Raw genomic sequence first — 25576 nt, 5'->3', positions numbered from 1 at the left:
GTGATATCTGATTTTTTATTTATCTGTTTTTGAGAAGGTAGTAATATTCGTTGCTTAAAATTCCCATAAGCTGGATATATATTTGTTGCCCCTAACTTATGCCTTAGATCCTCCATAGTGAAAGTTCCTCCAACATTAAATAGGGAATACTACAAAGAATTACTACTATGTAATAAAGAAAGGCAGGCAAACATAGTTGGCTAGAGAAAAAATGGGTATGCTGCTTGGATTAGTTGGTGTCATTTGCTTTAGTTTAACACTCCCTGCTACTAGTGTTGCAGTTGATTACTTTGGAACGACAGTTGTCGGGTTAGGAAGAACAGTTTTCGCCGCTATTTTAGTTGTAATCGTATTGATTGTCTGCAAGGAAAAGCTCCCTTCCTTTCACCAATTCAAAAGTCTTATTATTGTTGCACTAGGAGCAGTGTTAGGGTTTCCGCTCCTAACGTCCTGGGCAATGGAGTCTTTGCCAGTTTCTCATGGAGCTGTTGAAGTAGCTCTGCTGCCATTAGCAACAGCTGGGTTTGCCATATACAGAGCAGGCGAAAGGCCTTCTCTTAAATTCTGGCTTTCAAGCTTCATAGGTTCTGCTGCTGTTGTTATCTATGCGCTGAATTTAGGGTTCGGCCAATTACAATTAGCTGACATTGCCCTGCTTGCCGCAGTAATACTGCTCGGATTTAGTTATGCAGAAGGCGGAAAGCTCGCAAAAGAACTAGGAAGCTGGCAAGTGATTGCCTGGGCAATTATAATTGGCGCTCCCTTTTTTATTATCCCAGTTGCCATGCATTTAACAGCTGATATGCTTCACGCACCATTCACCGCGTGGCTCAGTTTAAGTTATCTCGCAGTTGTAAGTCAATTTCTAGCTTATGTCGCCTGGTATAGCGGAATGGCAATCGGCGGGATCGCCAGAGTTAGTCAAATTCAATATTTGCAACCGTTTTTTATGATATTGTTTTCAGCTGTTTTCTTAGGAGAGACTATTTCTGTTGTAACAATTGTGATTGCTGTAATCGTTGTTCTCTCTGTAATTATTGGCAAAAAAACAACTGATGGTAAAAATTTTATTAAAAATGACAAGGGATAATCTTAAGCTGCCAATTGGCGGCTATTTTATTGGGTTTTTTAGGACATTAAAAAGGGAAAATCAACAAAATGACAGAAGTGTTTTTATATTATTACCGTTACTTTCAGTCAGAGTGTTGATACTGATATTATGGCAGTTCTATCGTTAAACTTGAATTCATATTAAATGCAGCCGACATGACAGAGCAGGAAATGATACATTGGGAAAGCGTCTTGTCAACAAATCGAATTTTTGTTATAATTAGTTGTTTTGTATAAGATAAGGAGGCAAAAGATATTGTCTATTGAAATAGGAAGTAAATTGCAAGGTAAAGTAACTGGTATTACTAATTTTGGAGCATTCATTGAGTTACCTGAGGGAAAAACAGGACTTGTGCATATTAGTGAAGTGGCAGACAGCTATGTAAAAGATGTAAATGATCATCTGAAAATTGGTGATATGGTACAAGTAAAGGTTTTAAGTGAAAAAGAAGGAAAGATTGCTTTATCTATTAAGCAAACGATAGAAAAGCCGGAAGGTCAGTCTTCTTATAAACCACGAACTCGCCCAGCACAAGGACGTGGAAACAATGACCGTTCTAAAGGGAATTTTAAACCAAAAGAAACATTTGAAGATAAAATGGCAAAATTCCTAAAGAGCAGTGAAGAGAGCTTATCATCTCTTAAACATAATACAGAAGGTAAAAGAGGTGGACGAGGAGGCAGGCGTGGATAATAATGCATGTTTTAGCTCTTATTAATGTTAAATAATGATGAGCTTTATACTTGCGCGCTTGCAACTGCAATAGAGTCTACTTGATATCTATCTTTGATGGGTTACTTTGATTCATAAAATACTCCCAAGTTAGTTAACTTGGGAGTATTTTTGTTTTTCTAAGGAAGATATGGCACCTGCTTAGGTGTGTATGTAATTACATCAGAAGAATAAATATCCACTTTAATATGGTTATTGATGGATCGAGCAAGTATGAGTATTGGCTGATTATAATCATTTTTAAAAACCAAATCAGGTCCATCCCAGCTTACAGTGGCATCTCGCTTAACGGGAACGTAAGAAACACCTCTGCTATGTGTAAATCGCTGGACAATATTTAAGCCTGCGTTATCGACTGCATTAAATAGAGTAGAGGAAACTTGGCAAATTCCTCCCCCAAATTGTTCAGAGTATTCCCCGTTTACAATGGCTGTAGATGGTAAATAACCTCGTTCCATTGTTCTTTCACCGACCACTTTATTAAACGAAAAGCTTTCCCCTGGAAATAGGACATAATTATTGATTGCTTTTGCAGCAAGATTAATATTGTTATTACGTTCTTTGTTATATGGATTAAAGAAAGTAATATACTGTCCAATTTTTTCTCCTCTAATATTGCCGAGCAATTCACTATCTACTCGAGGATAATTGGCTCTTATAGGAATATCCAGCGCAGCTGAACCGTTAGAGAAAAAATAGTCATACACCTTATCTGTAAAAACGGCCCTGTTTAATCGGTAGCCAACCTGTTCTGAGATAATACTGCCGTTTGTATCAATAATCGCATTTTTAGGTTTTTTACTTATTTGCTGATCTATTTCATCCATAAAACTCTCCAGCTTATCTGTATCTAAAAAAGGCAATACAGGGTATTGCATGGAAAAGTTAGAACGATTAACTACAAACATTTCCTCGCCTTTGTTAGTAATTATTAAATCATCTGTCATCGTCATTTGTTGAGTATACATGATTAGTGCAAGCATCCAACTAAAATACATATCCAAAAACCCCCTATAATAAGTATGAAATGAAAGCCTGCATTTTATGTAGTCTAAAATGCTACGAATACTAACAAGGATGTTATCATGTATTGGTAGACGTTCTCATTCTTCCATTGATAAGTAATAGTAAGAGGGATGAATTTGGAATAGCCTGTCATTTGTGGTAATGGCTATAGTATTAGGTATAACGCATCTTTTGTGCGGGTATGCGGATTTTTTATTATTGTTTTTAAGAAGAAAATGCAGCGTAATAATTAAATGTTATGGAGAACCATTAGTATTTCCGATGATAATCTTCATTAATATGATTGTATAGTATAGGTAGAGGTGATGAGAATGAATGATAAAAACTTCAATGATGTAAAGGCGGAGGTAAAGCTACAATTTGGAAAGAACGCTAAAAAATATGTAGAAAGCAAAAGCCATTCAAAAGGAGAAGACTTACAACTTTTGCTAGAATGGACTGCGCCGAAAGAGAGTTGGACTGTCTTAGATATAGCTGCTGGGGGCGGTCATGTTACAAAGCTCTTAGCTCCTCAAGTTAAAGAAGTGTATGCAACAGATTTAACAGTTGAAATGTTAAAGGAAGCAAAACAGTTCTTAGATGTATATGCATCCAATATACACTTCATTGTGGCAGATGCTGAAAATCTGCCGTTTTTAGACGAAAGCTTTGATTTAGTGACATGCAGAATTGCGGCACACCATTTTCCGGATGCCAAGGAATTTTTAAAAGAATCACATCGGGTTCTTAAACCGGGAGGAAAGCTGCTATTAATTGATAATATAGCACCAGATGAGAGTAACTTTGATGAGTTTATTAATACATTAGAACGATTACGCGACAGCAGTCATGTTCGCTGTTATACGCGGAATGAGTGGGAAAGCTGGATTGACGAGACTGGTCTTGTCCTTGTGAAATCCAAAGTTAGAAAGAAACAGATGGAATATAAAAGCTGGGTAGAACGAACAACATCTTCTCTAGAGCAGATTAAGAAAGTTGCAAAGTACATTGATAATACTGAAGTAAATGTACTAGATTACTTTGGGTTTCAATTGGAGGAAAGTGAGGTGCTCTCTTTTAAACTCGATGAATGGATGGTGCTTTTGGAGAAGAAATGAACACGAAAAAGATAAGCTGCCACCAGCTTATCTTTTTATTATTTGTTTATTTCAACTGTACCTCCACCATTAGTCTTGTTTTCTTTAATAAACCAAGAACCACCAATTAAGAAAAAGCCGCTAAAAAGAAAAACAGATAAAATTCCCATCCACGTGCCTACTATTCCGAAAATATTGGTGCAATTAATTGGGATAGTCTATTGGTAGAAAGTCTTAACCCTAGCACTTCCCCAGTTCTGTTTAACGGTGAAGCGTTATAAGTAGTAGTCAGAGATAACGGCTGGCCACAGCCAAGACCAAAGCCCATCAAGCAGCTAAAGACACAATAAAAAGTCAGACTTCCGGTAAATGGAATAAGCAGAAAAGATGCACCGGCCAGCAGAACAGAGATAAATAAAATATAGTCTCTGCCCATAATTAAAAGCAGTCTCGGTAAAATAAAGCGAATTATAATCATCGCTAATCCTTGTAATGAAATAACGAGCCCAATTTGTGAATTGGATAAATGTGACTCCTTTGCAAGAATAGGAAAATAGGCAACGAAAATATCTCTAGAATACAAAACTAAGGCACTTGAAAATAAAGCCTTCTTCAATAATGGTATTTTTAATAACCCAATTGATTCGATAATGCTTTTCTTCTCACCCACATCCTTTTTAATGGCAGGTATTTTTAAGCTTATGATAATAGGCAGGATAGATAATAGCAGGGAAATGAGAAACACACTATTATAATTATAGTGTTCAGAGATATATCCCCCAAGCATCGGACCTAATACAGAAGCAGCAGCAACTGCCATGCCAAACATACTGAAATATTGATCTCGATTCGATTCGGTAGCTATAGTACCTATAACATTTTGCAGAGAAACAGCGATAAAAATATTCGATATCCCTACAATTAACTGACTAATATACAAAGCCGAAATAGAGGTGGAAAAGTATGGGAAAAACATACCTACAGCTAATCCAATCATCCCAAAAATAACCGGATAACGATCTCCATACTTATCAGCTATTCTGCCAGCATGTAAAGCAAAAAGAAGTGGGAAGAAGGAGAACGCAGCGGTTAATATACCTATTTCAAATGTATTTGATCCTAAGTCAGATGCATATAACGTAATAATTGGACGAGTAATATTAATAATTAATTGAAAAGCAAAAACAGAAAATATTATTATTCTCAACATCATATTTATCTCCCCATAATAAAAAGGAAGAGCAGATGTCTTCCTTTCATGAATACTTATTTTGCAGAATGAATCATTTGATCAAGATATATAATAATTTCTTCTTTATTGCCTGAGATTTGTTCTTCTCTTGCTTTATCTTTTTCCACTCTATCAAGTGAGTTTGCCAATATTTCTTCTTCCTGTTCCTGTGGAATTACGACAACACCGTCAATATCGCCGACAATGATATCACCTGGTTTTACCGTAACACCTCCGCAAGAAATCGGGATATTAATCTCTCCCATGCCAGCTTTTCCTCCAGCTGCTACAGTTGTCCCTTTACAAAAAACAGGGAAATCGAGATCTCTAATGCCATTTATATCTCGGATTGCACCATCTACAACAAATGCACCAGCCCCAAGCGTTTTTGCCATACCAATTACAAAGTCCCCGGCAGCAGCTCTGTATGTATCTCCCTTAGCATCGACAATAATAACATCATTAGGTTTTGACTCTCTGATGGCTTTTAGAACGGCCAAATTATCACCAACTGGAATTTTAACAGTAAGTGCTCTGCCAGCAAAAGAATATTCATCCTTAATTGGCTTTATAGAAGGGTCCAGATTATTTAATCCATTCATAGAATCGGAAATCGATGTAGTAGGAATGCCTTTAAATTGCTCTATTATGTTCTCCATAAGCCTCTCCCTTGTTATTATATTTTCTACCATTATACAAAAAAACCACTATATTATAGAAATCAATATAAGTTATTGTTATCGATAAAAAAAAGTAATGGTTAATATGATCACACCGGTGGATAGGAAAATAAAAAATAGTTATGGATAAACATAAAAAAGCGATATTTCATTTATTGTTAGCTTTATATTACAGTGATAGTAGAAATTCAATATTGAAAATCTATAAGCACAAACGAAATAGGGAGATGAGATGATGAAGGCATATAAGTTAGGAGTATTACAAGGTGATGGCATTGGGCCAGAAATTGTAAGCGCTACAGTAAAGGTTTTTAAAGCAGCTGCACAAGAGTTAGATGTAAAGTTTGATTGGATAGAGCTTCCAATGGGGTGGGAAGGAATTGAAAAGATGGAATTGGTCCTGAAATTGTAAAAGCATAAATTCATATTGGATTTGTAAGAGGAGATTACAAGTGGATTGGAGGAAAAAGATTATTACTAGAAGAGAACTTATCATTAGTATCTTATAGTAAAATCGATTTGGCAGAACTTCCAACATTACCCCGAATTGATTATATATGTGATGTTAAACTTCAAGATATGATAGATACATGGTGGTCAGAGAACTTTTCCGTTCCCCCGAAAGTTGGAATTAAAGTAGATAAAACAGACACTTGCAGGGAAATGGTAGCACATGATTTAGGGTATGCGATAATGCCCAGCTTAGTTATTAAAAACACAGAGAATTTATATCAGCTGCCCTTAAATGATAAAGATAATAATCCAATAACTAGACACACTTGGATGTTCTACAATCAAGATGACTATAATTTGAAATTAGTAAGAACCTTCATTGAGTTTATGGACGAAATAAACTTCCAAGATATGATATCTAAACAAAATTAAATTTTAAAGTGATGGAGTGTAGAACATGAACAAATATAAAGTCGGTTTAATCCATGCTACACTAAATTCTGTTAACCCAATACTGGAAGCTTTTGCGAAGAATTTTCCTGATATAGAAACGATTAATTTCATGGATGAGGGACTGCTCAGAGCGCTAGATAAAGAAGGAGAAATTACAGCAGCATTAGTAGAACGCTTTGCGAGTTTGCTAGAACGAGCGGTGGATACAGAAGTAGATGGAATCCTTCTATCCTGCTCTGCTTACAGTCCGACAATTACCGAAATGCGCAAAAGGTTTCCGCAGCTTCCAATTGAAAATGTAGATGATGCCATGATTGAACAAGCCGTTAAGCTGGGGAGTAAAATAGGTGTCGTTGCAACAGTAGCTACTGCTGTCCGACTACGGAAAAAGCAGTAAAAGACAAGGCTGATATCTTGGGAAAAGAGGTAGAGGTTTTAGTGGAAGTTAATACAGAAGCATTTGCTGCTCTAAATAACAAAGAATTTGAATTGCATGACAGCCTTATTGCAAGCAGTGTAGAAAAGCTTCTCAATAATCAAGTAGATCTAATCATACTGGCTCAACTTTCAATGGCAAGAGCAAAGACTGCTCTAAAGCATGTTGCCATTCCGATTTTAACTAGTCCAGAAATTAGTTCTAATAAGATTGTTAGTGAAATCGAAGCATTTTACCGCTAAAATAAGTGAGACCTTCATTAGAATGAAGGTCTTTTTTCATTAGCAAAATAACTTTCTATAAATGAATTATAATTGCCATGTTATACTTGTATTGGAATTATAATACATATATCTGGAGTGAGACAGCATTCCAGACAGGGGGACTTGATGATTTCATCTATTGTTTACATAGTGTTAGTAGTTGGGGGATTATTGTATTTAATCAAGAAAAAGAGTGATTCAGAAGCCTATTTTTCTTTAAAAATAATTGGCTATTATATATTAGGTGTATTTGCATTTAAATTTAATGGAATTGCCTTACCGCTTGGCTTTATCATTTATTTACTGTTTTTCCGACCTAAGTTAAATACGCCTATTAAACGTCAAGCAGCCATCTTTGGTTTCATTATATTTATAATCGTACAATGGATCACACCAATTGCTGTAGATAAATGGGAGAGCCGCACGATAAATCTTGAACATGAAATTGGTTCGGTATATAAGCTTAATTTTGATAAAGAGAACGATTTGGTTATGAAGAAATTAAAACTTAAAGATGGTGAAATTAAGCTCACAAATTTTAACTTGCAATATACTAAATCAGGCAAGCCGACAGAATTAAGCTGGGATTTAATTCAGCAAGATCACTTTGACATAGTATATTATAGTATTAATTATGTAGTGGATAAGAATAGGTATGAAATTTCTAAAAGTCATTTTGAAGCCTGGGATAATCTTATTTCTTTAGTAGATGCCAAGTATTTCTTTGTAAATATGAACGCGCTTAATATTGCAGACATTACAAATGCTAAAGGAAGTTTGTCTACTTTTGCGATACACAGCTTTGGCGAAAGAACGCAATATGGTTTTGCTGAAAATGAACCTCATGTTATTTCAAATGGAGAAATAAAGAAATTAGATGAAAAGCAGTTACCAGTTGAAGGTTTTTCTATCTCAACATATGCTCTGAAAAAAATGAGTGAAGAGACAGATGAGCAAGGTAATATTACTCAAGAGGGATGGGAAGGTACAGCAACAACTGATTATCACTTTGATATAACTGCTGTTGAGGAAGAAGAAGAATTTTAGTAGTAGATTACCATATACAAAGGCAAACCTTTCAAAGGTTTGCCTCTCTTTATTATTAAACTGAGTTTCCATATTATATTAATTATGTAAGTTATTATTTTATTTTTTTACTAAATGATGATATAACTAGAAAGGTATTTATTTATAAGAGGTGAATAATGATTAATCAAATCTACTTACGAAGAAAAAATAAACTCATCCTAACCAAAGGCAATGACCATACGCCTAATCTCCATTACATAGCCACCATCTTAGCCAATTTTGAATCACTAGGCTACACATTTTCTAAATCTATCATTGATACACTATATACATATTCCGCAAACCAGCTTAATGAATTCTATTTATCCACCATCGATAATTTGAAAGAATTATTGGGTGCAAATAAGACCTATAAGCCAATGTATCCGAACTTTCCGCAGCAGGTGATGGAAGCGAGCGATGCAGAACTATTTGTAAACGCGCTTATACATTATTTGTCAGAGGGGACAATATTGCCTGAATATGAGCAACAGACAAGACTGCCGTTGTATGACAGAACAGAGCAAAAAGTGATAGCCCTTGGTTCGACTGACGATTTTTTGATGATTTTCCGAAACTTGCTTTCTTCAAAAACGTCCCTTTCAGCAACTGACAAGGCAGACTTGGAGTATGCCTTCTCAAGCTTTCCTGAAATGGCCTGGCAGCTTATACCGCGAGAAGTGCCTTTGAAGGAGAGTATTGCTTTACTTGGAAAGTTATTATTGGAGAACAACTTAGATCATAAGATTCTGTTTCAATATGTTAAAACAGCTACAGATGTCCTGCGGATTGCTGTGTCTCTTTCGGATGGGGATGTCAGCTTAGCTGCAAGTACACGATTTAAGAGCTTTAAAAGAAAGGAGAGACGTTTACTTCTAACGCTTCTTGAAAACTGCGGCAATATCGAAGAGGATATGAAAAGGTATAAGAACAGATGGATTAGGTTAGGAGAGCGGCTCCATCCAGGAGAATATAAGCAATTTAAAAAGGCGAACGAAGCTTTTTTCAAGCTGAGAAATAATGAGCATATTCCTACATTTAATGGTCTTGTTGCAGAGGCACTGTGTACAAAGCGAATGGATGATGCTATGACTTTTTTGTCTGAAAGACCAGGTGAATTTGCGCGCAAGCTTGATCACCTATTAAGACTTCATCACCAGCCTGAGATTGTGATCGAGAATTTTAAGGCAATTGCTGAAAAAGTAGAAACGACGGTGCTGTTGCAAGTAAGAGAACATTTTAAAAACAGGAATGCAGGAAATGAAAAAAGATCATTTTTTCCTAAAGGAAATGTAGCGAAGATGTTTGTAATAGACAATAATCTCCCTGACATTGCAGAGGAAGTTTGTGAGGAAATTGTGTGCATTTGTGACAACAGTTTAATCAGTATTTATAAGCAAAAGGGTCCGATTGGAAAGGTTTATTTGGACGAAGCACTAAAAAATTATCTTGTGCCATTTTCCCAGCGCTCCGCTAATAAGTCGGTTAAAGCTGTTGTGAGAGGATCAAAGCTAGATGTGGCAGAGTCCATGAAGACAATTAGAACTTTTCTTTATTGGAAAGACGGCTCGAAAGATTGGGGCACAGATATCGATTTATCCGCCGTTATGTATGATGAAGCCTGGGGATATTTGGAACATGTTTCGTATACGAACTTAAGATCAGCTAAGTATAAATCGAGTCATAGTGGTGATATTACTTCAGCACCAGCAGGCGCTAGTGAGTTCATTGATTTGGATATACAGTCGGTCCGTAATTTCGGCGGAAGGTATATTGTCTTTTCTATCCATTCTTTTAGCGGTGAGGCATTTAATGAGCTTCCAGAATGCTTTATGGGCTGGATGAGCAGAGAAAATCCTAATTCCGGGGAAATATATGAGCCAAAAACAGTCGAGAATAGAATGGATATTACATCTGATTCTAAGATATGTATTCCAATGATACTTGATTTACAGGATAATAAAATTATTTGGACAGATGTTGCACTTCGAACGGATCCATATTTTGCTAATAATGTAGAAGAAAATCAAATGGGAATGGTGTTGATGGGAAAGGCATTAACTTCACTTGTCAAACCGAATTTATATGATTTATTTAAACTTCATATTGAGGCACGAGGAGAGTTTTGTGCTACAATAGAGGAAGCAGATTTAATTTTCTCTGTTGATAAAGGGATTACTCCTTTTAATCTTGATCTCATTGTTTCAGAATATCTATAGTATGAATACATATTGGGCTATTATCTATCTTCCTTCTAACTCTTATATCTTGTAAATCGTTAGATGGATTGCTTTCCCAATTAATATAAAGGCTATGTTATACCTTCCTTCTTAAACTCTTAAGTTTTATCGAACTTAGGTATGGCAGTTTCCTTTATAAAGTCAGGCTTTATAATAAGCCTGGCTTTATTTATTGTTGTTAGGTGATTTATCCTAATTTATGAAACTATTTGGAATGTAAAGAAAAACCTACTAAAAAAGTGTATAATAGAAGTGAACTACATATATTTGATGCGGGTGGTGCTGGTCACTCTTTCCCTTATGGTGAAGGAGGTGAACACGCCAATGGATTTTCTAAAGACTCTGCTGGAGAATACTGTCACAGTATTTTTCACTGCTTTTGCTGCAGCTTACGCACAGCGCTTAGCGGGCAAAAGGAAAAAAGAGCAAAGAAAAACCACCCCGCGCCACAAACGTAAGGGTGGTTCTTCTCGCTAATCTAATATATTAGCCTGACCGCACCGCCCGATATGGCAGTAGTTCAGGGCCAAGGAGTTACCCGCTCCTTGGCTTTTTCTAGTTTATGCTTATAGTTACATATTATACCCAAGCTACTATTAATTCAAGCAAAACAGTATAGTTTATTTAATTTGCTGTTTAATATCATTCATGAACAAAATCGTTTTGTTAATGAGCGGCAGGAGAACTGTCGTGTGATCCTCTCCTGGAAATTCGAGAAATTCACTATCAAACTTAGCAGAAACATGTGTTTGAAGTTCATCATTAAGTTTCTTCGCTTTTTCATTCATTTGTGAAAAATGATCTCTTTCCAATTCTCCGCTTGTGATAAGGAGCTTCGCTTTCGGCTCAGTTTCCATAAACTTTTGCTTTGCAGTATTTAAAAAGTCTTCATTCCAATGGATGGAGGGGCTGCTTGCCACATAATACTGAAAGGAAGAAGACGAAGTAAATAATGCAGAAAGTACGAATAAACCGCCAAGAGAATGACCGACAATCGTCTGTTTTTCGGTATTAACCTCATATTTTTGTTTAATTTGGGGCTTAAGTTGTTTTTCAATAAAAGAAAGAAACAAGCTTCCGCCGCCCCCTGGTGGAAAGTCCCTGTCTATGGGATGGTAGGATAAGAAATCTATCTCAGGTGAGAAGGTATAGTCAAAATATCTACTGTCATTAAATGGTTCTGTTGTTTCATAACCGATGCCCACAATAATATGCGGTTTTTTTCCTGTAATCTCTCCCCGTCTAGTCTGCAGATTCATACTTTCTGTGAAACTGGCAAAGATAGAGTTTCCATCTAGTACATATATAAGTGGAAAACCATCTTCAGGCGCAGGTGAATCAGGAACAGATACGAATATTTTATATAATTGCTGATTTCCTTGTGACAAGATAGACCAGCATTCTGTATGCGGCAAGGTATATGGTTCTGTCTTCATACTTTCCTCCGTTTCATTTAAGTGCAGGCTATCTTTATTAATTGGTTAAATTTTGGTATTATTAATGAAAATGATTATCAATATCATCAAATATTTTAAAGGGAACTGGTGAGGAAAACAAGTGGCAATCATAAAAAATAATAATATTTGGAAAAATTTCTATTTAGACTTGAAGAGCATCAAGCGCATTCACAAGCAAAGCAAGGAAAATAAAATTACGTCTTATTTCGATTTAATATATATTCTGACTGGCAGAGGAACCATTACGATCAATAAAGAAGTGAAGCAATTTGCCAGCCACCAGCTCCTCGTCATCCCGCCAAGCAGTACATATAAACTTACATTTGCTAGTGATGTAGATTATTATCTTATTTCCTTTCAAGTTTTTCTGAAAGACAGGGAGGAAGAGATTCAGCCCTACTTAGACAGCTTGGCATGTATGCAGCAGCAGGTAATACCTTATCATCAAGAGGCGGCAGTACTAATAGAGGAAATGTATCGCCTTGAAGGGGAGGACACCCCTTACCTCCATTTTCTGCAGAGAGCTAGGCTTGATGAGGTATTCTTTCATTTATTGTCCTATAAAAAGCACGACACACCTAATGATACTCTCTTAGCAATCGAGGAAACAAAAAGGTATATGGAAGCTCATTTTCATGAACGCTTAAAGATTGATATGCTGGCACAGCAGGCAGAGCTTAGTCCTAAATATTACTCAGAAATGTTTAAAAAACAATACGGTATTACGATAAGCGATTATATTACGAGATTACGTGTAAATAAAGCTAAACAACTATTGCTGATGACAAAAGACAGCATTCGTTCTATTGCCAGTTCTGTCGGCTATGCGGATGAATTCTACTTAAGCAGAAAGTTTAAACAAGCTGTCGGCATTTCTCCATCGGCATATCGGGAGAAAAGACATAGAAAAATAGCTTCCTATGATTTCGCAACAACAGGACATCTGCTGGCGTTGCAAATACTTCCATATGCAGCCCCCATTCATCCGAAATGGACGCTTGATTATTATGAGCAGTACAAAGATGATATTATCTTCCATCTCGAGTCTTATCGAAAGCATACAGAATGGCGCAAAAACATTGTGAAGCTAAAGAGGGCAAAGCCCCATCTAATTATAGCGAAACAGGAAATAACTGCAGACGAAAAAGCAGAATTAGCTAAAATTGCTCCTGTCTTTTATTATTCAGAGCAGGACAATTGGAAAGATCAGTTTTTTCAGATAGCAGAATATTTGAACTGCACAAAAGAAGCAAAGGATTGGATGGATTTCTATGAAAATCAGGCATTAAGTGCATCTGCGCAGCTAGCTCCATATTTAAGCGGAAAAAAAGGACTAGTCATCAGTCTTTTCAAGGATAATTACTATTTAAACCGCTCTAGAACCATTATAGAAGTAATCTATGAAGAGCTGCAGATAGGCTCTGCACAAGAGAAAGACAAATGGAAGCATAATGAACAAATATCAATAGATACTGTTATGGAAATGCAGCCAGATTTCCTTTTAATGAATATACGCCAGGATGAGGAAACGCTAAAACATTGGGAGACTGTCAGGACATCGGTGCATTGGAACAATATTGAAGCTGTGAAACGCCAGCAAGTTTATTACATCCAATCAGATCCTTGGAATGAATGCTCTGCAAGCTCTCATCTTCGTGTTATTCATAATCTATTAGAATTGATTACGGAAAAAGTACAAGTAAATGAGAGGAAATAATCCATGTTCCAATAAAAGATAGTTTTGTATAATCCTAATTGAAAGTGGTTATCAATATCAATTAGACTATATAAAAGGGGAAGATCTTCGTGAAAAAATATGCATTTATTATAATGTTAGGTATCCTGCTTGTAATTGCAGCTGCCTGCGGAAAAGAAGAGTCTGCAGGTAGCAGTGAAAAACCTGCAGAGGAAGCAAGTGCTGATACGACAAAAACCATTACATTTTTAGATAAAGAATATGAAATTCCAAGCAATAGTACTAAAATTGTTACAGCAAGTCAGGAAGCAATGGAAGATGCAGCTGTGTTAGGAGTTAAACCAGTAGGAGCAGTAGCAACTGGTGGCGAGTTTCCTGCATTTTTAGGAGATTCCATGTCTGAGGCTCAAGAAATTGGTGACAAATTCCAGCCGAGCACAGAGAAGCTCTTGCAATTAAAACCGGATGTCATTCTTGGAACAAGCAAGTTTCAAGCAGATGTCGTGGAAAGCTTAAATAAAGTCGCACCAATGATTCCGATTTCCCATATTTCTACTCATTGGAAGGATAATCTGCTTGTTTTGGCAGAGATTACGGGTAAAACAGCGGAAGCTGAAAAGTACATTTCTGATTACGAAGCAAGTGTAAAGGAAACAAAGACAGCAGTTGCGGAAAAAATTGCTGATAAAGAAGTTGTAATGGTCAGAATTCGCAGCGGTAGCATTTTTGTATACCCAGAGAGTGTGTATTTCAATCCAGTACTTTACACTGATTTAGGACTTACAGTACCAGAAGAAGTAAAAGCAGCTAAAGCCCAAGAACAAATCTCATTGGAAAAGCTGGCTGAAATGAATCCTGATTACTTGTTTGTGCAATTTGAGGAATCTGAAAATCAAGAGAATAAAGACGCTTTGAAGGATTTCGAAAGCAATGCTATTTGGACAAACTTGAATGCAGTTAAAGACGGACATGTATATGTAAATGCAATTGACCCAATGGCAGCAGGCGGTACTGCTTGGAGTAAAACAAACTTCCTAGCAGCTTTTAAGAAAGAATTAGGGCTGTAAAATAACAGTACTTGTCCAGAACTCCTGGACAAGTACTAATTGTATATAAGGTGAATATGTATGTATCAAAAAAAACTGGCAACCTATTTAATTATTATATTATCTCCAATCTTGTTTGCGCTCGTTACGCTTCTTTCCATCCGATATGGTGCAACAGACACATCCTTTAAGGATATTTTTGCAGCTGTTTTCCATTATGATCCAGATAATATGCAGCAGACAATCGTGAGGAGTTCAAGAATACCAAGAGCAGTTGGTGCCTTACTGATTGGGATAATATTAGCTGTTTCGGGAGCATTAATGCAAGGCATCACAAGAAATTATTTAGCATCTCCATCCATAATGGGAGTGACAGATGGCTCTGCTTTTTTTATTACCATTTCATTTATCTTTTTGCCTAATTTATCTTCTTTTCAGCTATTATGTCTTTCATTTTTTGGATCACTGTTTGGCGTGGCACTTGTAATGGGCTTGGCAGCATTCGTGAAAAACGGCTATTCGCCAGTCAAGCTTGCGATAATCGGGACGATTATCGGAACATTTTTAAGCGGTGTATCCTCCAGTCTCGCCTCCTATTTCCAAGTTTCCCAAACAATGAGCTTTTGGTATAATGCGAGGCTTCATCAAATCGATTCACCTTTATTAACGTTTGTTATTCCATTTGCCTTAGTTGGAATTATTATATCGATGTTTTTATCGAAATCAGTGACAATCCTGTCTTTAGGCAAGGATCTCGCGACAGGATTGGGACAAAAGACAAGATGGATTCAGCTGTTATCTATGGCAGCTGTCGGCTTAATGACAGGAATATCAGTGGCGTTAGTCGGGAAAATTGGCTTTATCGGACTGATTATTCCCCATATCACAAGATATCTTGTCGGAAGTGACTATCGGGCCGTTATCCCGTGTGCCGGCATATTAGGCGGAGTATTTTTAGTTTTCTGTGATGTGATCAGCAGGTTTGTCAATTATCCATTTGAAACACCGATTGGCATCATTACATCCTTTATAGGTGTTCCTTTCTTTCTCTATTTAATTAAGCGAAAGGGAGGAGGCGATCAGCGTGTTTAACAAAAGATTTTACATAATCGTGTTTGTTCTGCTTGTCCTTATCCTAGCAGCCGGTTATTACAGCATCACAAATGGTGTGTATCCTATCACCTTCTCGCAGTTTTATGAAAGTTTGTTCCGCATACGTCCGCAGGAGGATATTGATTTAGTACTATTTGAATTAAGGCTGCCAAGACTGGTGCTTGCCTTGCTGATTGGCTTTGGCCTTGGTGTTGGCGGTGTAGTCCTTCAAGGCATTACAAAAAATGGACTTGCAGATCCGGCCATTCTTGGTATAAACAGTGGAGCCGGAGCTTTTATTGTTGCATATATGCTCCTCTTTCAAGGAACCTTCTCTGGCGATCAGCTCCTGATGAAGCTGTTAATGCCGCTGATTGGTTTAATCGGCGGACTGTTTGCTGCTACGATTATATTCCTGTTAGCATGGAACAGAATTAGCGGCCTTGATTCCCAGCGGCTGCTCTTAACAGGAATTGCAATCAGCACAGGGTTTGGATCACTGTCCATGTTTCTGTCTCTAAAGATGAAAGCACAGGACTTTGAAATGGCAACTGTTTGGCTTAATGGGACCATCTATAATGCTACATGGACATATGTCATTTCCATACTTCCATGGTTTTTACTTGTCGTACCCTTCATCCTCTTTAAAGCTTACAAGCTCGATTTATTCCGCCTCCAAGAAAATGTCATGAAAGGACTTGGCATACAAGTGGAGAAGGAGAAGTGGCTGTTGATGGCAGGTGCCGTTATATTAGTAAGTTCATGTGTGGCAGTTTCCGGTAGCATTGGATTTATTGGACTAATCTGTCCTCATATCGCTAGGCTTCTAGTTGGATTGAAGAACCGTCATTCCTTGCTAGTTTGCGGGCTTGTCGGCATGCTGCTTTTGACAGTAGCTGATTATATCGGCAGAAGCGTTGTCGCACCGGCAGAAATATCTGTAGGTATTATACTAAGCATTATCGGAGCACCATATTTCATCTTTTTATTAGTAAAAGCAAAAGTTTAGGAGGCAAGAATGGAAGAGTTAATTGAAAAAACAGTTGGCGGCAGGAAGCTGTACATCTGCTTGCCTCCAAGCTACTATCAAACAGATCAGCATTATCCTGCCGTGTATGTGCATGATGGACACTATTTATTCTCCAGTAATTTGGCTAAGTTAAAAGAGTCTTATCAAGTAAATGAAATCAAAGAAGTGATTCTTATTGGAATGGAGCCTGTTGATAGACTTCATGAATATACTCCATGGCCTGCGGAGAGTTTAGTACCAGCCTTCCCTGATTTTAAGGGGGAAGGAAAAGAATATTTGCATACTTGGGAAGAGTCTATTAAAGCATATATAGATAGTCAATTCCGCACAATACCTGATATGAAGGAAACGGGTATGCTCGGAGCTTCTTTAGGAGGACTAATTACGCTGTTTGCCTTGTTTTCTACCAGTGAGGTAATCGGGAAGTACGGTCTACTATCCCCATCCTTATGGTTTCCAAATATGCTCGAATTTTTAGAGAATGAAGAGTGCTCTCCTGAGAAAAAGAAGCTGTATTTATATGTTGGCAGTGAAGAAGGAAAAGGAAAAACGAATATACAGCAGGAAATGGTTCAGTCTGTGCAAAATGCGAATGGCATCCTTGAACGAAAGGGATTTTCTCAGCAGCAGCTGCTTTTTGAAGTAAGGCAAGCTGCTAATCACCAGCGGGAATACTTTATTGAGCAATTTATGGTGGCATTGCGCTGGCTATATAAGAAATGAAACGATGCTTTTTAAAAGCATCGTTCTTTTTTGTATAAAAATTTAAAAAAGCGCTTTCAAAAAGTGTTTGACGAACGAGTTAGAGGGTGTTAATCTAATAACGACCAATTAATTAGTTCATTAAACAAATTAATTATGGCATCATCAGTTAGTTTGGTCTAGTGTGTTTTATGAAATGTGAGGGGTTACAAATTGTGAAGCAGAGGGGAGGAATAATGTTTTTCTATGCTAACAACGGATTGAATGTTCATAGCTTACAGCACATCTAAAGATAATTGCATAAGCACCGACTGATTTATTTGAAATTTCCGTCTTATAATTACAATTCTGTTGGAGGGATAATGATGGCTCAAACAAACAGAGAGCTAGTAATACCAGATGTAGACAGGAAAGTACAAAAATTTGGAGTTAAAGATCAGTTAGGTTATTTATTTGGTGATTTTGGCAATGATTTCTTTTTTATACTAGTAGGTTCGTTTTTAATGGTGTATTACACAGATGTCTTTGGTCTAAGTCCTGCAATGGTAGGAACGATTTTCCTTATTGCTCGTCTTTGGGATGCAGTTGCAGACGTAACATGGGGCCGTTTTATTGACACGAGAAAGCCAAGTAAAAATGGAAAGTTCAAACCATGGATTTTCAGAATGTCTTTTCCTCTCGTGTTTTCAGGAGTGTTGATGTTTATACATATTCCCGGCATGTCAACAGGCTTCTATGAAGCATATGCCTTTGTGACATATATTTTATGGGGAACATTGTATAGTACGGTAAACATTTCTTACGGATCAATGGCTTCTGTCATTACAAGTGATCCTGTCGAGCGTACGTCTCTGTCAAGTTTCCGAACAATGGGGGCAACTTTAGCTGGGTTAATTGTAAACGTGATAGGACCGTTAATTGTATTTGTCGATAATAAAGCAGATCCTAGCCGTTTTTTTATGGCCGCCATCATTTTTGCAGTTCTTTCACTATCCTGTTATATGGCATGTTACAAGATGTCAACGGAACGTATTACAGAGACAAGAAAGGAAGGCAAAACCTCGCTGAAACGGACATTACAAGGGGTAGGGAAAAACAAGCCGCTTCTGATTATCCTTATTGCTTCACTCGTTTTTATTATGAGCTCTATGTTAAAGGGAGCTGTTGATGTATATTTGTTCAAAAATTATTTTGATAATGCAAAAGCATTAAGTATTTCAGGGCTTATTGCGACAGCTGCCATGTTTATTGCGATAGTAATTGCAAAACCGCTAGTTGCAAGATTTGGGAAAAAAGAAGTGGCAGCAGCAGGCTTGCTGCTTTCCGTAATAGATTATTTGCTGCTCTATTTCTTATCAGATATTAGCGCTAGTCAATTCCTTGCAATCTCTGCAGTTGGAATGTTTGGTTTTTCGTTCTTTGGGATTGTTGTTTGGGCATTTGTCACAGATGTAATTGATTATCATGAATTCATAACAGGCATGAAGGAAGATGGGACGATTTACTCTATTTATTCATTTGCTCGAAAGGTAGGGCAAGCAGTTGCAGGTGGATTAGGTGGAACGGCACTTGCTGCAGTTGGTTATAGTGCGTCATTAGACGTGCAATCAGAAAGCACGTTGCAAGGCATTCATACCCTTGCGACATTGTTGACAGCAAGCTCTTTATTTCTAGTTTTCTTGCTGCTTGTATTCTTATACCCGCTCAGCAAAAAGAAAACGCTACAGCTTGCACAAGATCTTGCTGATAGAAGGAATGCTGCTAAATAAATATGGGAAGGATAGCTGGATTGCAGCTATCTTTTTTTTGCCAAAAGCAAACGAAGCCCCAACTTAGGTGAGGCTTCGTTTAGTCTTAAGCATTGCTTTCAAGAGAAAAATTGAGCATTGGCACATCGAGAAAGTTTTTAATTGCTAATGCACACGCACCTAAAACTACAGCACCTTTACCCAATGGGGAGATTAACAGCCCTTGATAATGGCTGGTGGAAGAGGTCAGATTCGCTTTAATTTTTTCGAGCGAATCAGGATAGATATGCAGCAATTCACTTTCCAGCACAAGTGTATCAGGATTGTACATGTTAATTAAATTATTCAGACCGATGGAAAGGTAGTAAAGAAGCTGTTCCATTAAGTCAATTACCTCTTGGTCGCCGCTTTCAATCCAAGCTTGGATTTGGTCATACGTTAAATCCTCCAGATTTCTGGCTGAAGAAAGCTGTTCAAATATACTTGCTTCAGAAGCATACTTCTCCCAGCAGCCCTTGTTTCCACAATTACAGGGCTTTCCGCCAGGAACGATAATCATATGGCCGGCTTCCCCAGCGAAGCCATCATACCCACGGAAAAACTCATCATTCATCATCATACCGATGCCAATACCAGAGTATAGAGTTGTACACAATAAATAGTCAGTTTCATGGTGCTGATAGACCCTTTCTGCAAAAGAACAGAGATTAGCATTGTTCTCTATATATAAAGGAATGTCTATTTCCTTTTTTAAATCTTCTTTCAGATGGATGTTGCTCCAGTTAAGCCGAGGGACGAAATGTATAATTTCATCCTTTGATACTAATCCGTGAATAGCAATCACAATACCGACAATTCCATATTCGCTTACAGGCGTATTTTCTTGGAAATTCTTTATCTCCTCTATGAGGATATGTAAAATCTTAGCGTAATCATTGGTTTTCAATTCAACAGATTTAGTGGAAACTGGCTGGCCGAGAAGGTCTGAAAGAATGAAGGAGATTTTGCCGCTATCCAAATCAATACCAAGAGCAAAACCTGCACTTCCATTTAAGGAAAGCATAATTGGTTTTCGGCCAACTGAATTATGCTCAAGCTGTGTCTCGACAATTAAACCTTCCTCTAAAAGATCAGCCACTTGAACAGAAATGGTCGCTCTCGTTAAATCTGTAACCTTAGACAAATCTGCTCGTGAGATCATACCTTCTTTAATAATATTTCTTATAATTGAGGAGCGATTAATTCTTTTTATGTATGCTGCATCACCAGTAATCATGTGATCCTCCATTGGTTTTATATATTGATATATTTAATATTAGACTACCCTTATTATACCAGCAACATTTAACAAAACCTCTGTTAAATCTGTAATCTGCATTGACTAACAAATTTAAACATGTTACATTATGTGTGGAATTAATTTGTTTAGTGAACAAATTAATATAAAATAAAATGTAAATGCTTACAATAACTTGAGAAAACATATGAATGGGAGAGGGGAGCATATGAAGAAATTTCTAGATAATGATTTCTTATTAGATACGAATACGGCAAAACAGTTATATAAAAATGCGGCTACCAGTTTACCAATTTTTGATTTTCATTGCCATTTAAATCCGCAAGAGGTTTGGGAAGATAAAACATACGAGAATCTGACAGAGCTATGGCTTAGTGGAGACCATTATAAATGGAGAGTCATGCGTATTCATGGTGTGGATGAACATTTTATTACTGGAGATGCCAGTGATTGGGAGAAGTTTAAGGCTTGGGCTGAAACAGTGCCATACCTGATTGGCAATCCTTTATATCACTGGACACATATGGAACTAAAAATGTATTTTGGTATTGATCAACTGCTTAGTCCACAAACAGCCTCTGAGATATATGAACAGTGCAGCCAATTGCTTAAGACATCGCAATTCACTGCAAGAGCATTGATAAGAAGATCAAATGTTACATTTATCGGAACAACAGATGACCCCATTTCCCCGTTAACATACCATCAATTATTGAATAATGATGAGACATTTAAAACGATCATTGCTCCTACTTTCCGGCCTGATGGGGCACTATTTATAGAAAGACCAGCATTTAGTGAATGGTTAAAAAAATTAGCAGACGCTTCTGGAATTCAGATTGATAATTTAGACGGCTTATTAGCTGCATTGAAAGAGAGAGTTGATTTTTTTCATCAAAATCGCTGCTGTGCATCTGATCATGATATCCCTAAGATGGAATATATAGATGCGAAAAAGGAAGAAATTGACAGCATCTTTCAAAAAGGTATGAAAGGTATCGAGCTGACAGAAGAGGAAACAGGATGCTATCGTTCCTTTTTGTTAAAAGAGCTAGGGAAAATGTATGCGGAAAAACAATGGGTCATGCAATTACATATAGGGGCGATGCGCAACAATAACACAAAAATGAAGAAGCTTATTGGACCAGATACTGGTTTTGATTCAGTCGGAGAAGCTAATCATGCGCAAGCGCTGGCTGCATTTCTTGATGAACTTGACCAGGAGGATGCTTTGCCGAGAACCGTTTTATACAATCTTAATCCAAAAGACAATCCCGTACTTGCCGGCATGGTTGGAAATTATTCAGAAAAGGGTGTGTCAGGAAAAATTCAATTTGGTTCAGGCTGGTGGTTCAATGATCATATCGATGGTATGGAAAGGCAAATGAAGGATCTTGCGAATGTAGGGATGTTGAGCCATTTTATTGGAATGCTGACAGACTCACGGAGTTTTCTCTCATATGCCCGCCATGATTATTTTCGCAGGATTGTATGTAATCTTTTCGGTAATTGGGCAGAATCCGGTTTGGTACCGTACGATATGGACCTGCTTGAGGAAACAATTAGAAACATTGGATTTCAAAACGCAGAGCGATACTTTTTAGTAAGGTAATTGTTAGCATGCAGGGTGTTTCTAGAAATTTTACTGAAGCTGCTTTTAAAAAAGCAATTTCAGTAAAAAAAACAGCAGATTTCAGCATTTTTAGAGAATGTATTATTTTCCAGAAAGCAATACAATAGAAACAGGTTCTTACTTTAATAAAAAAATGATAACGCTTACCAAACGGGGTGGTTTTAGCTGGAGCAATGGATAATGGCCTATTACAGGATGCGAGGAATGGAGACGGCAGGCTTTGAGTTTCATTCACATCACGAATACGAGATATATTTTTTTCACTCGGGAGACTGCAAATATCTAATAAATAACCGGATTTATGAACTGCAGCCGGGAGATATTTTATTGATGGACGGATTAACATTGCATAAACCGAATCCATCATTAGAAACCCCCTATATTAGAAGTGTCATTCATTTTTCACCAGCTTATTTACAGGAAATTTTGCATGTGCTTGGAATGGAAGCTTTGCTGGACCCCTTTCGAAAACTGAACAACTGCCTCCTTCGAACAGGCTATGATAAGTCAGCAAAGCTGGTGGAAGAGAAAATGAGTCAAATCAGTAGCCTATTTGCAATCCATCATAAACAGGAAAATAATCAACCAGACATATTAGAGGCAGAAGTGAAATTAGAACTTGTACAGCTGCTTGTAGAGATTTACAAAATGAGCAAAAAAGATTTACAGATGTTTCCGGCAAAAAGACCAGAAAAGGAAATTCATGCCGAGATGATAGCATCGTGGATTGATGAGCATTTTACGGAAAAAGTCAGTTTAGACAGATTAGCTAAAGAACGAAATTTAAGCAAATATTATACATCTCATGTCTTCAAGGAAATTACGGGGTTTACGGTGATGGAGTACTTAATGGGCTGTCGTCTTAATCATGCCAAATATTTATTAGAAGTGGAGCCACATCTTCCATTATCTCAAATTGCGCAGAAATCAGGCTTTGAAAGTATTTCTCATTTTAGCAGGTACTTCAAAGAAAAGGTAGGAAACACGGCAAGAAATTATCGAGCACTAAAGACTGGCCAAAAATAGTTAAGGAGGCTTTATAAAGATGAATAACCTATTGATTTCAGGGTTTTCAGATGAGATTTCAGCTGACTTTAATACACAGCTTGAGGTAGTTAAAAAGCTTGGCATGCATTATATATCCTTGCGTGGAATTGACGGAAGAAATATTGGTGATTTTTCGGTAGACGAAATAAGGGATGATGTTTTACCCCGTTTGCAAAAAGCAGAAATCGGTGTTTCGTCTATAGGATCTCCAATAGGCAAGATCCTAATTGATGACGACAGCGGCTTTGAAGAGCAAAAGCAAATGCTCCACACAATATGCAAGATTTGCAGCTTGCTTGATTGTAAGTATATCCGAATTTTCAGCTTCTATATTCCGAAAGGGGAAGAAGCAGACAAATATCGAGAGAATGTTATTAGTAAATTAAAGGAATTTGCTGCAATTGCTAAATCATATGATATTATTTTGCTCCATGAAAATGAGAAGGATATTTATGGGGATATTGGCCGGCGCTGTAAAGAGATTTTGCATGAAGTAGGCTCAGCTTCTTTTAAAGCAATTTTTGATTTTGCTAATTTTGTACAGTGTGGTGAGGAACCAAAAGAATGCTATGACCTTTTGAAGGATGACATCGTCTATATTCATATAAAAGATGCAGTATCAGAAACTGGACAGAATGTAGTATGCGGTACTGGGCAAGGCAGAATTCCAGAAATATTGGAACTGGCAATGGACGAAGGCTATCAGGGATTTTTGACACTGGAACCGCATCTTGTGTTATTTGATTCGCTAAAGGACTTGGAGCTGGAAGAATCGCTTCACTTTATCGAAAACAATGAAGCACTTACAGGAGCGAGTGCCTACAAGCTGCAATATGAGTCATTGCTAGACATTCTTAACCAAATTACAAGTAAGGAGGAAGTATAATGGGCAGCAAAGTGAGATTAGGTGTTATTGGGTTAGGAGCTCAAGGAGGAGCATATGCTGACTTTTTGGCAGAGGGGCGAGTCGCAAATATGGTGCTAGGGGCGATTTGTGATATTGATCCAGCGAAAAAGACAGCAGCAGCTGAGAAGTTTCCTGGTATTCCTTTTTATGATAACTATATTGACATGCTTAAAGGAAGTGAGATAGACGCAATCGTCACATGCGTTCCTCATTATCTTCATCCTGAAATGGCGATTGAAGCATTAAAAAGAGATATTCATGCACTTGTTGAAAAACCAGCAGGTGTTTATACAAAACAAGTCAAAGAAATGAATGATTTTGCAGCAACAAAACCGGAATTAACCTTTGGGATTATGTTTAATCAACGGACAAATCCACTTTACCAAACTTTAAAGAGTTTAATAGATACAGGGGAAATTGGCAACATCCGCCGCACAAACTGGATGATAACAACATGGTGGAGGCCGCAAGGATATTATGACCAAGGAGCATGGAGAGCCACTTGGAATGGTGAAGGCGGCGGTGTCCTTGTCAATCAGGCGCCCCATCAAATTGATTTGCTGCAATGGATTTGCGGGATGCCAAAGAAAGTTTATTCTAATGTGAAATATGGATTTCAGCGCAATATTGCTGTGGAAGATGAAGTAACTGCATTGCTTGATTACGGAAATGGTGCGACAGGTGTGTTCATTACTTGTACACATGATGTAATAGGGACGGACCGTTTTGAAATATTGGGAGACAAGGGGAAAATCGTTGTTGATGACAGTCAGAAAATAACGATTAAACGCCTTGTTAAACCAGAGTCAGAAATGAGTGCTACTATGAGCATGCATGAGGTGACAAAAATATTTATGGGCGGCAATACACAAGAGCTCTATTCAGAAGAGGTGCTAGAATTCGAGAGTGTTTGGGGAGAGCAGCATATCGCTGTTTTGGAAAACTTTGCAGCTAATATTATAGACGGCACGCCGCTCCTTGCCCCTGGCTCTGATGGAATCAATGGGGTTGCACTGGCAAATGCCATTCATCTGTCGAGCTGGTTAGACAAAGAAGTAGAGCTGCCAATTGATGAAGAGGTATATCTAGCTGAGTTAAACAAAAAGATAGAAGCGGAAAAACTAAACCCAATTAAAAGCTGACATGGGTTGC

At 37.5% G+C, this 25576-nt stretch carries 27 protein-coding genes; 20 read left to right on the top strand and 7 right to left on the bottom strand.

All coding sequences use genetic code 11. The features are described from left to right. On the bottom strand, positions 1-116 hold a 116-nt coding region (locus M3600_RS16710; RefSeq protein WP_251646790.1), incomplete at its 3' end, for a RepB family plasmid replication initiator protein. A gap of 95 nt (positions 117-211) precedes the next feature. Between M3600_RS16710 and M3600_RS16705 the strand changes: the two genes are divergently transcribed. Continuing rightward, positions 212-1090, top strand: coding sequence for a DMT family transporter (locus M3600_RS16705; protein WP_237944190.1), 879 nt, complete (start codon positions 212-214; stop codon positions 1088-1090). A gap of 276 nt (positions 1091-1366) precedes the next feature. Further along, complete coding sequence (locus tag M3600_RS16700) at positions 1367-1804, top strand: S1 domain-containing RNA-binding protein (protein WP_233314822.1); 438 nt, start codon at positions 1367-1369, stop codon at positions 1802-1804. Positions 1805-1962: 158 nt separating this feature from the next. On the opposite strand, the gene M3600_RS16695 is transcribed toward M3600_RS16700, so the two are convergent. Continuing rightward, entirely contained in the window at positions 1963-2841 is an 879-nt protein-coding gene (locus M3600_RS16695) for a VanW family protein (RefSeq protein ID WP_237943248.1), read from the bottom strand. Between the two features lie 339 nt (positions 2842-3180). On the opposite strand from M3600_RS16695, the gene M3600_RS16690 reads away from it, so the two are divergent. Continuing rightward, the gene (locus M3600_RS16690; RefSeq protein WP_311315930.1) at positions 3181-3966 is read left to right on the top strand and encodes a class I SAM-dependent methyltransferase; all 786 of its coding nucleotides are present in this window, start codon (positions 3181-3183) and stop codon (positions 3964-3966) included. 160 nt (positions 3967-4126) lie between these two features. On the opposite strand, the gene M3600_RS16685 is transcribed toward M3600_RS16690, so the two are convergent. Beyond that, positions 4127-5158: an MFS transporter gene (locus M3600_RS16685; protein ID WP_251646776.1), complete on the bottom strand. Its 1032-nt coding sequence runs from the start codon at positions 5156-5158 to the stop codon at positions 4127-4129. Between the two features lie 53 nt (positions 5159-5211). Next, positions 5212-5835, bottom strand: coding sequence for an RraA family protein (locus M3600_RS16680; protein WP_233314826.1), 624 nt, complete (start codon positions 5833-5835; stop codon positions 5212-5214). A gap of 253 nt (positions 5836-6088) precedes the next feature. Between M3600_RS16680 and M3600_RS16675 the strand changes: the two genes are divergently transcribed. The 7 genes from M3600_RS16675 to M3600_RS16645 all read left to right on the top strand — a co-directional run bounded on the left by M3600_RS16675 (position 6089) and on the right by M3600_RS16645 (position 11246). Continuing rightward, positions 6089-6268, top strand: coding sequence for an isocitrate/isopropylmalate family dehydrogenase (locus tag M3600_RS16675; protein WP_233314827.1), 180 nt, complete (start codon positions 6089-6091; stop codon positions 6266-6268). An 8-nt stretch (positions 6269-6276) separates the two neighbouring features. Continuing rightward, positions 6277-6741, top strand: coding sequence for a substrate-binding domain-containing protein (locus tag M3600_RS16670; protein WP_311315931.1), 465 nt, complete (start codon positions 6277-6279; stop codon positions 6739-6741). Between the two features lie 25 nt (positions 6742-6766). Then, positions 6767-7159 (top strand): aspartate/glutamate racemase family protein, encoded by a 393-nt coding sequence (locus tag M3600_RS16665; protein WP_233314829.1) that lies wholly within the window; start codon positions 6767-6769, stop codon positions 7157-7159. Positions 7160-7200: 41 nt separating this feature from the next. Further along, positions 7201-7440, top strand: coding sequence for a hypothetical protein (locus M3600_RS16660; RefSeq protein WP_233314830.1), 240 nt, complete (start codon positions 7201-7203; stop codon positions 7438-7440). 147 nt (positions 7441-7587) lie between these two features. Next, complete coding sequence (locus M3600_RS16655; RefSeq protein ID WP_251646774.1) at positions 7588-8508, top strand: hypothetical protein; 921 nt, start codon at positions 7588-7590, stop codon at positions 8506-8508. 158 nt (positions 8509-8666) lie between these two features. Beyond that, positions 8667-10748 (top strand): TerD family protein, encoded by a 2082-nt coding sequence (locus M3600_RS16650; protein ID WP_251646772.1) that lies wholly within the window; start codon positions 8667-8669, stop codon positions 10746-10748. A gap of 345 nt (positions 10749-11093) precedes the next feature. Next, positions 11094-11246, top strand: a complete 153-nt coding sequence (locus M3600_RS16645) for a hypothetical protein (RefSeq protein WP_233314833.1) — start codon at positions 11094-11096, stop codon at positions 11244-11246. Positions 11247-11389: 143 nt separating this feature from the next. On the opposite strand, the gene M3600_RS16640 is transcribed toward M3600_RS16645, so the two are convergent. Beyond that, positions 11390-12205, bottom strand: a complete 816-nt coding sequence (locus M3600_RS16640) for an alpha/beta hydrolase (RefSeq protein WP_251646769.1) — start codon at positions 12203-12205, stop codon at positions 11390-11392. A gap of 121 nt (positions 12206-12326) precedes the next feature. Here M3600_RS16640 and M3600_RS16635 point away from each other — a divergent pair, with 121 nt between their 5' ends. The 6 genes from M3600_RS16635 to M3600_RS16610 all read left to right on the top strand — a co-directional run bounded on the left by M3600_RS16635 (position 12327) and on the right by M3600_RS16610 (position 19561). Next, positions 12327-13943 (top strand): ABC transporter substrate-binding protein, encoded by a 1617-nt coding sequence (locus M3600_RS16635; protein ID WP_251646768.1) that lies wholly within the window; start codon positions 12327-12329, stop codon positions 13941-13943. Positions 13944-14032: 89 nt separating this feature from the next. Beyond that, positions 14033-14989 (top strand): iron-hydroxamate ABC transporter substrate-binding protein, encoded by a 957-nt coding sequence (locus M3600_RS16630; protein ID WP_396953823.1) that lies wholly within the window; start codon positions 14033-14035, stop codon positions 14987-14989. A 60-nt stretch (positions 14990-15049) separates the two neighbouring features. After that, positions 15050-16060, top strand: coding sequence for a FecCD family ABC transporter permease (locus M3600_RS16625; RefSeq protein WP_251646766.1), 1011 nt, complete (start codon positions 15050-15052; stop codon positions 16058-16060). A gap of 13 nt (positions 16061-16073) precedes the next feature. Further along, entirely contained in the window at positions 16074-17069 is a 996-nt protein-coding gene (locus M3600_RS16620) for a FecCD family ABC transporter permease (protein ID WP_251646787.1), read from the top strand. Between the two features lie 9 nt (positions 17070-17078). After that, on the top strand, positions 17079-17813 hold the full coding sequence (locus M3600_RS16615; RefSeq protein WP_233314837.1) for an alpha/beta hydrolase: 735 nt from the start codon (positions 17079-17081) through the stop codon (positions 17811-17813). Positions 17814-18154: 341 nt separating this feature from the next. Further along, positions 18155-19561 (top strand): MFS transporter, encoded by a 1407-nt coding sequence (locus M3600_RS16610; protein WP_396953822.1) that lies wholly within the window; start codon positions 18155-18157, stop codon positions 19559-19561. Between the two features lie 85 nt (positions 19562-19646). Here the strand turns inward: M3600_RS16610 and M3600_RS16605 are convergent, their stop codons facing one another. Beyond that, positions 19647-20816: an ROK family transcriptional regulator gene (locus tag M3600_RS16605; protein ID WP_233314838.1), complete on the bottom strand. Its 1170-nt coding sequence runs from the start codon at positions 20814-20816 to the stop codon at positions 19647-19649. 229 nt (positions 20817-21045) lie between these two features. On the opposite strand from M3600_RS16605, the gene uxaC reads away from it, so the two are divergent. Continuing rightward, entirely contained in the window at positions 21046-22449 is a 1404-nt protein-coding gene (gene uxaC / locus M3600_RS16600; RefSeq protein WP_237943221.1) for a glucuronate isomerase, read from the top strand. On the opposite strand, the gene M3600_RS29210 is transcribed toward uxaC, so the two are convergent. Next, positions 22400-22837 (bottom strand): hypothetical protein, encoded by a 438-nt coding sequence (locus tag M3600_RS29210; protein WP_251646792.1) that lies wholly within the window; start codon positions 22835-22837, stop codon positions 22400-22402. The genes uxaC and M3600_RS29210 overlap by 50 nt on opposite strands. Here M3600_RS29210 and M3600_RS16590 point away from each other — a divergent pair. From M3600_RS16590 to M3600_RS16580, 3 genes are read left to right on the top strand one after another with little or no spacing between them, the layout of a single operon-like run. Beyond that, on the top strand, positions 22720-23496 hold the full coding sequence (locus tag M3600_RS16590; RefSeq protein WP_251646783.1) for a helix-turn-helix transcriptional regulator: 777 nt from the start codon (positions 22720-22722) through the stop codon (positions 23494-23496). The genes M3600_RS29210 and M3600_RS16590 overlap by 118 nt on opposite strands. A 19-nt stretch (positions 23497-23515) precedes the next feature. Beyond that, the gene (locus M3600_RS16585) at positions 23516-24403 is read left to right on the top strand and encodes a sugar phosphate isomerase/epimerase family protein (protein WP_251646764.1); all 888 of its coding nucleotides are present in this window, start codon (positions 23516-23518) and stop codon (positions 24401-24403) included. Further along, the gene (locus M3600_RS16580; protein ID WP_237943217.1) at positions 24403-25566 is read left to right on the top strand and encodes a Gfo/Idh/MocA family protein; all 1164 of its coding nucleotides are present in this window, start codon (positions 24403-24405) and stop codon (positions 25564-25566) included. Before M3600_RS16585 ends, M3600_RS16580 begins: the two co-directional genes overlap by 1 nt. Positions 25567-25576 lie beyond the last annotated feature (10 nt).

The organism is Niallia sp. MER 6, from assembly GCF_023714395.1.
GTDB lineage: Bacteria > Bacillota > Bacilli > Bacillales > Cytobacillaceae > Niallia.
This window is presented reverse-complemented; position numbering and strand designations above follow the sequence as displayed.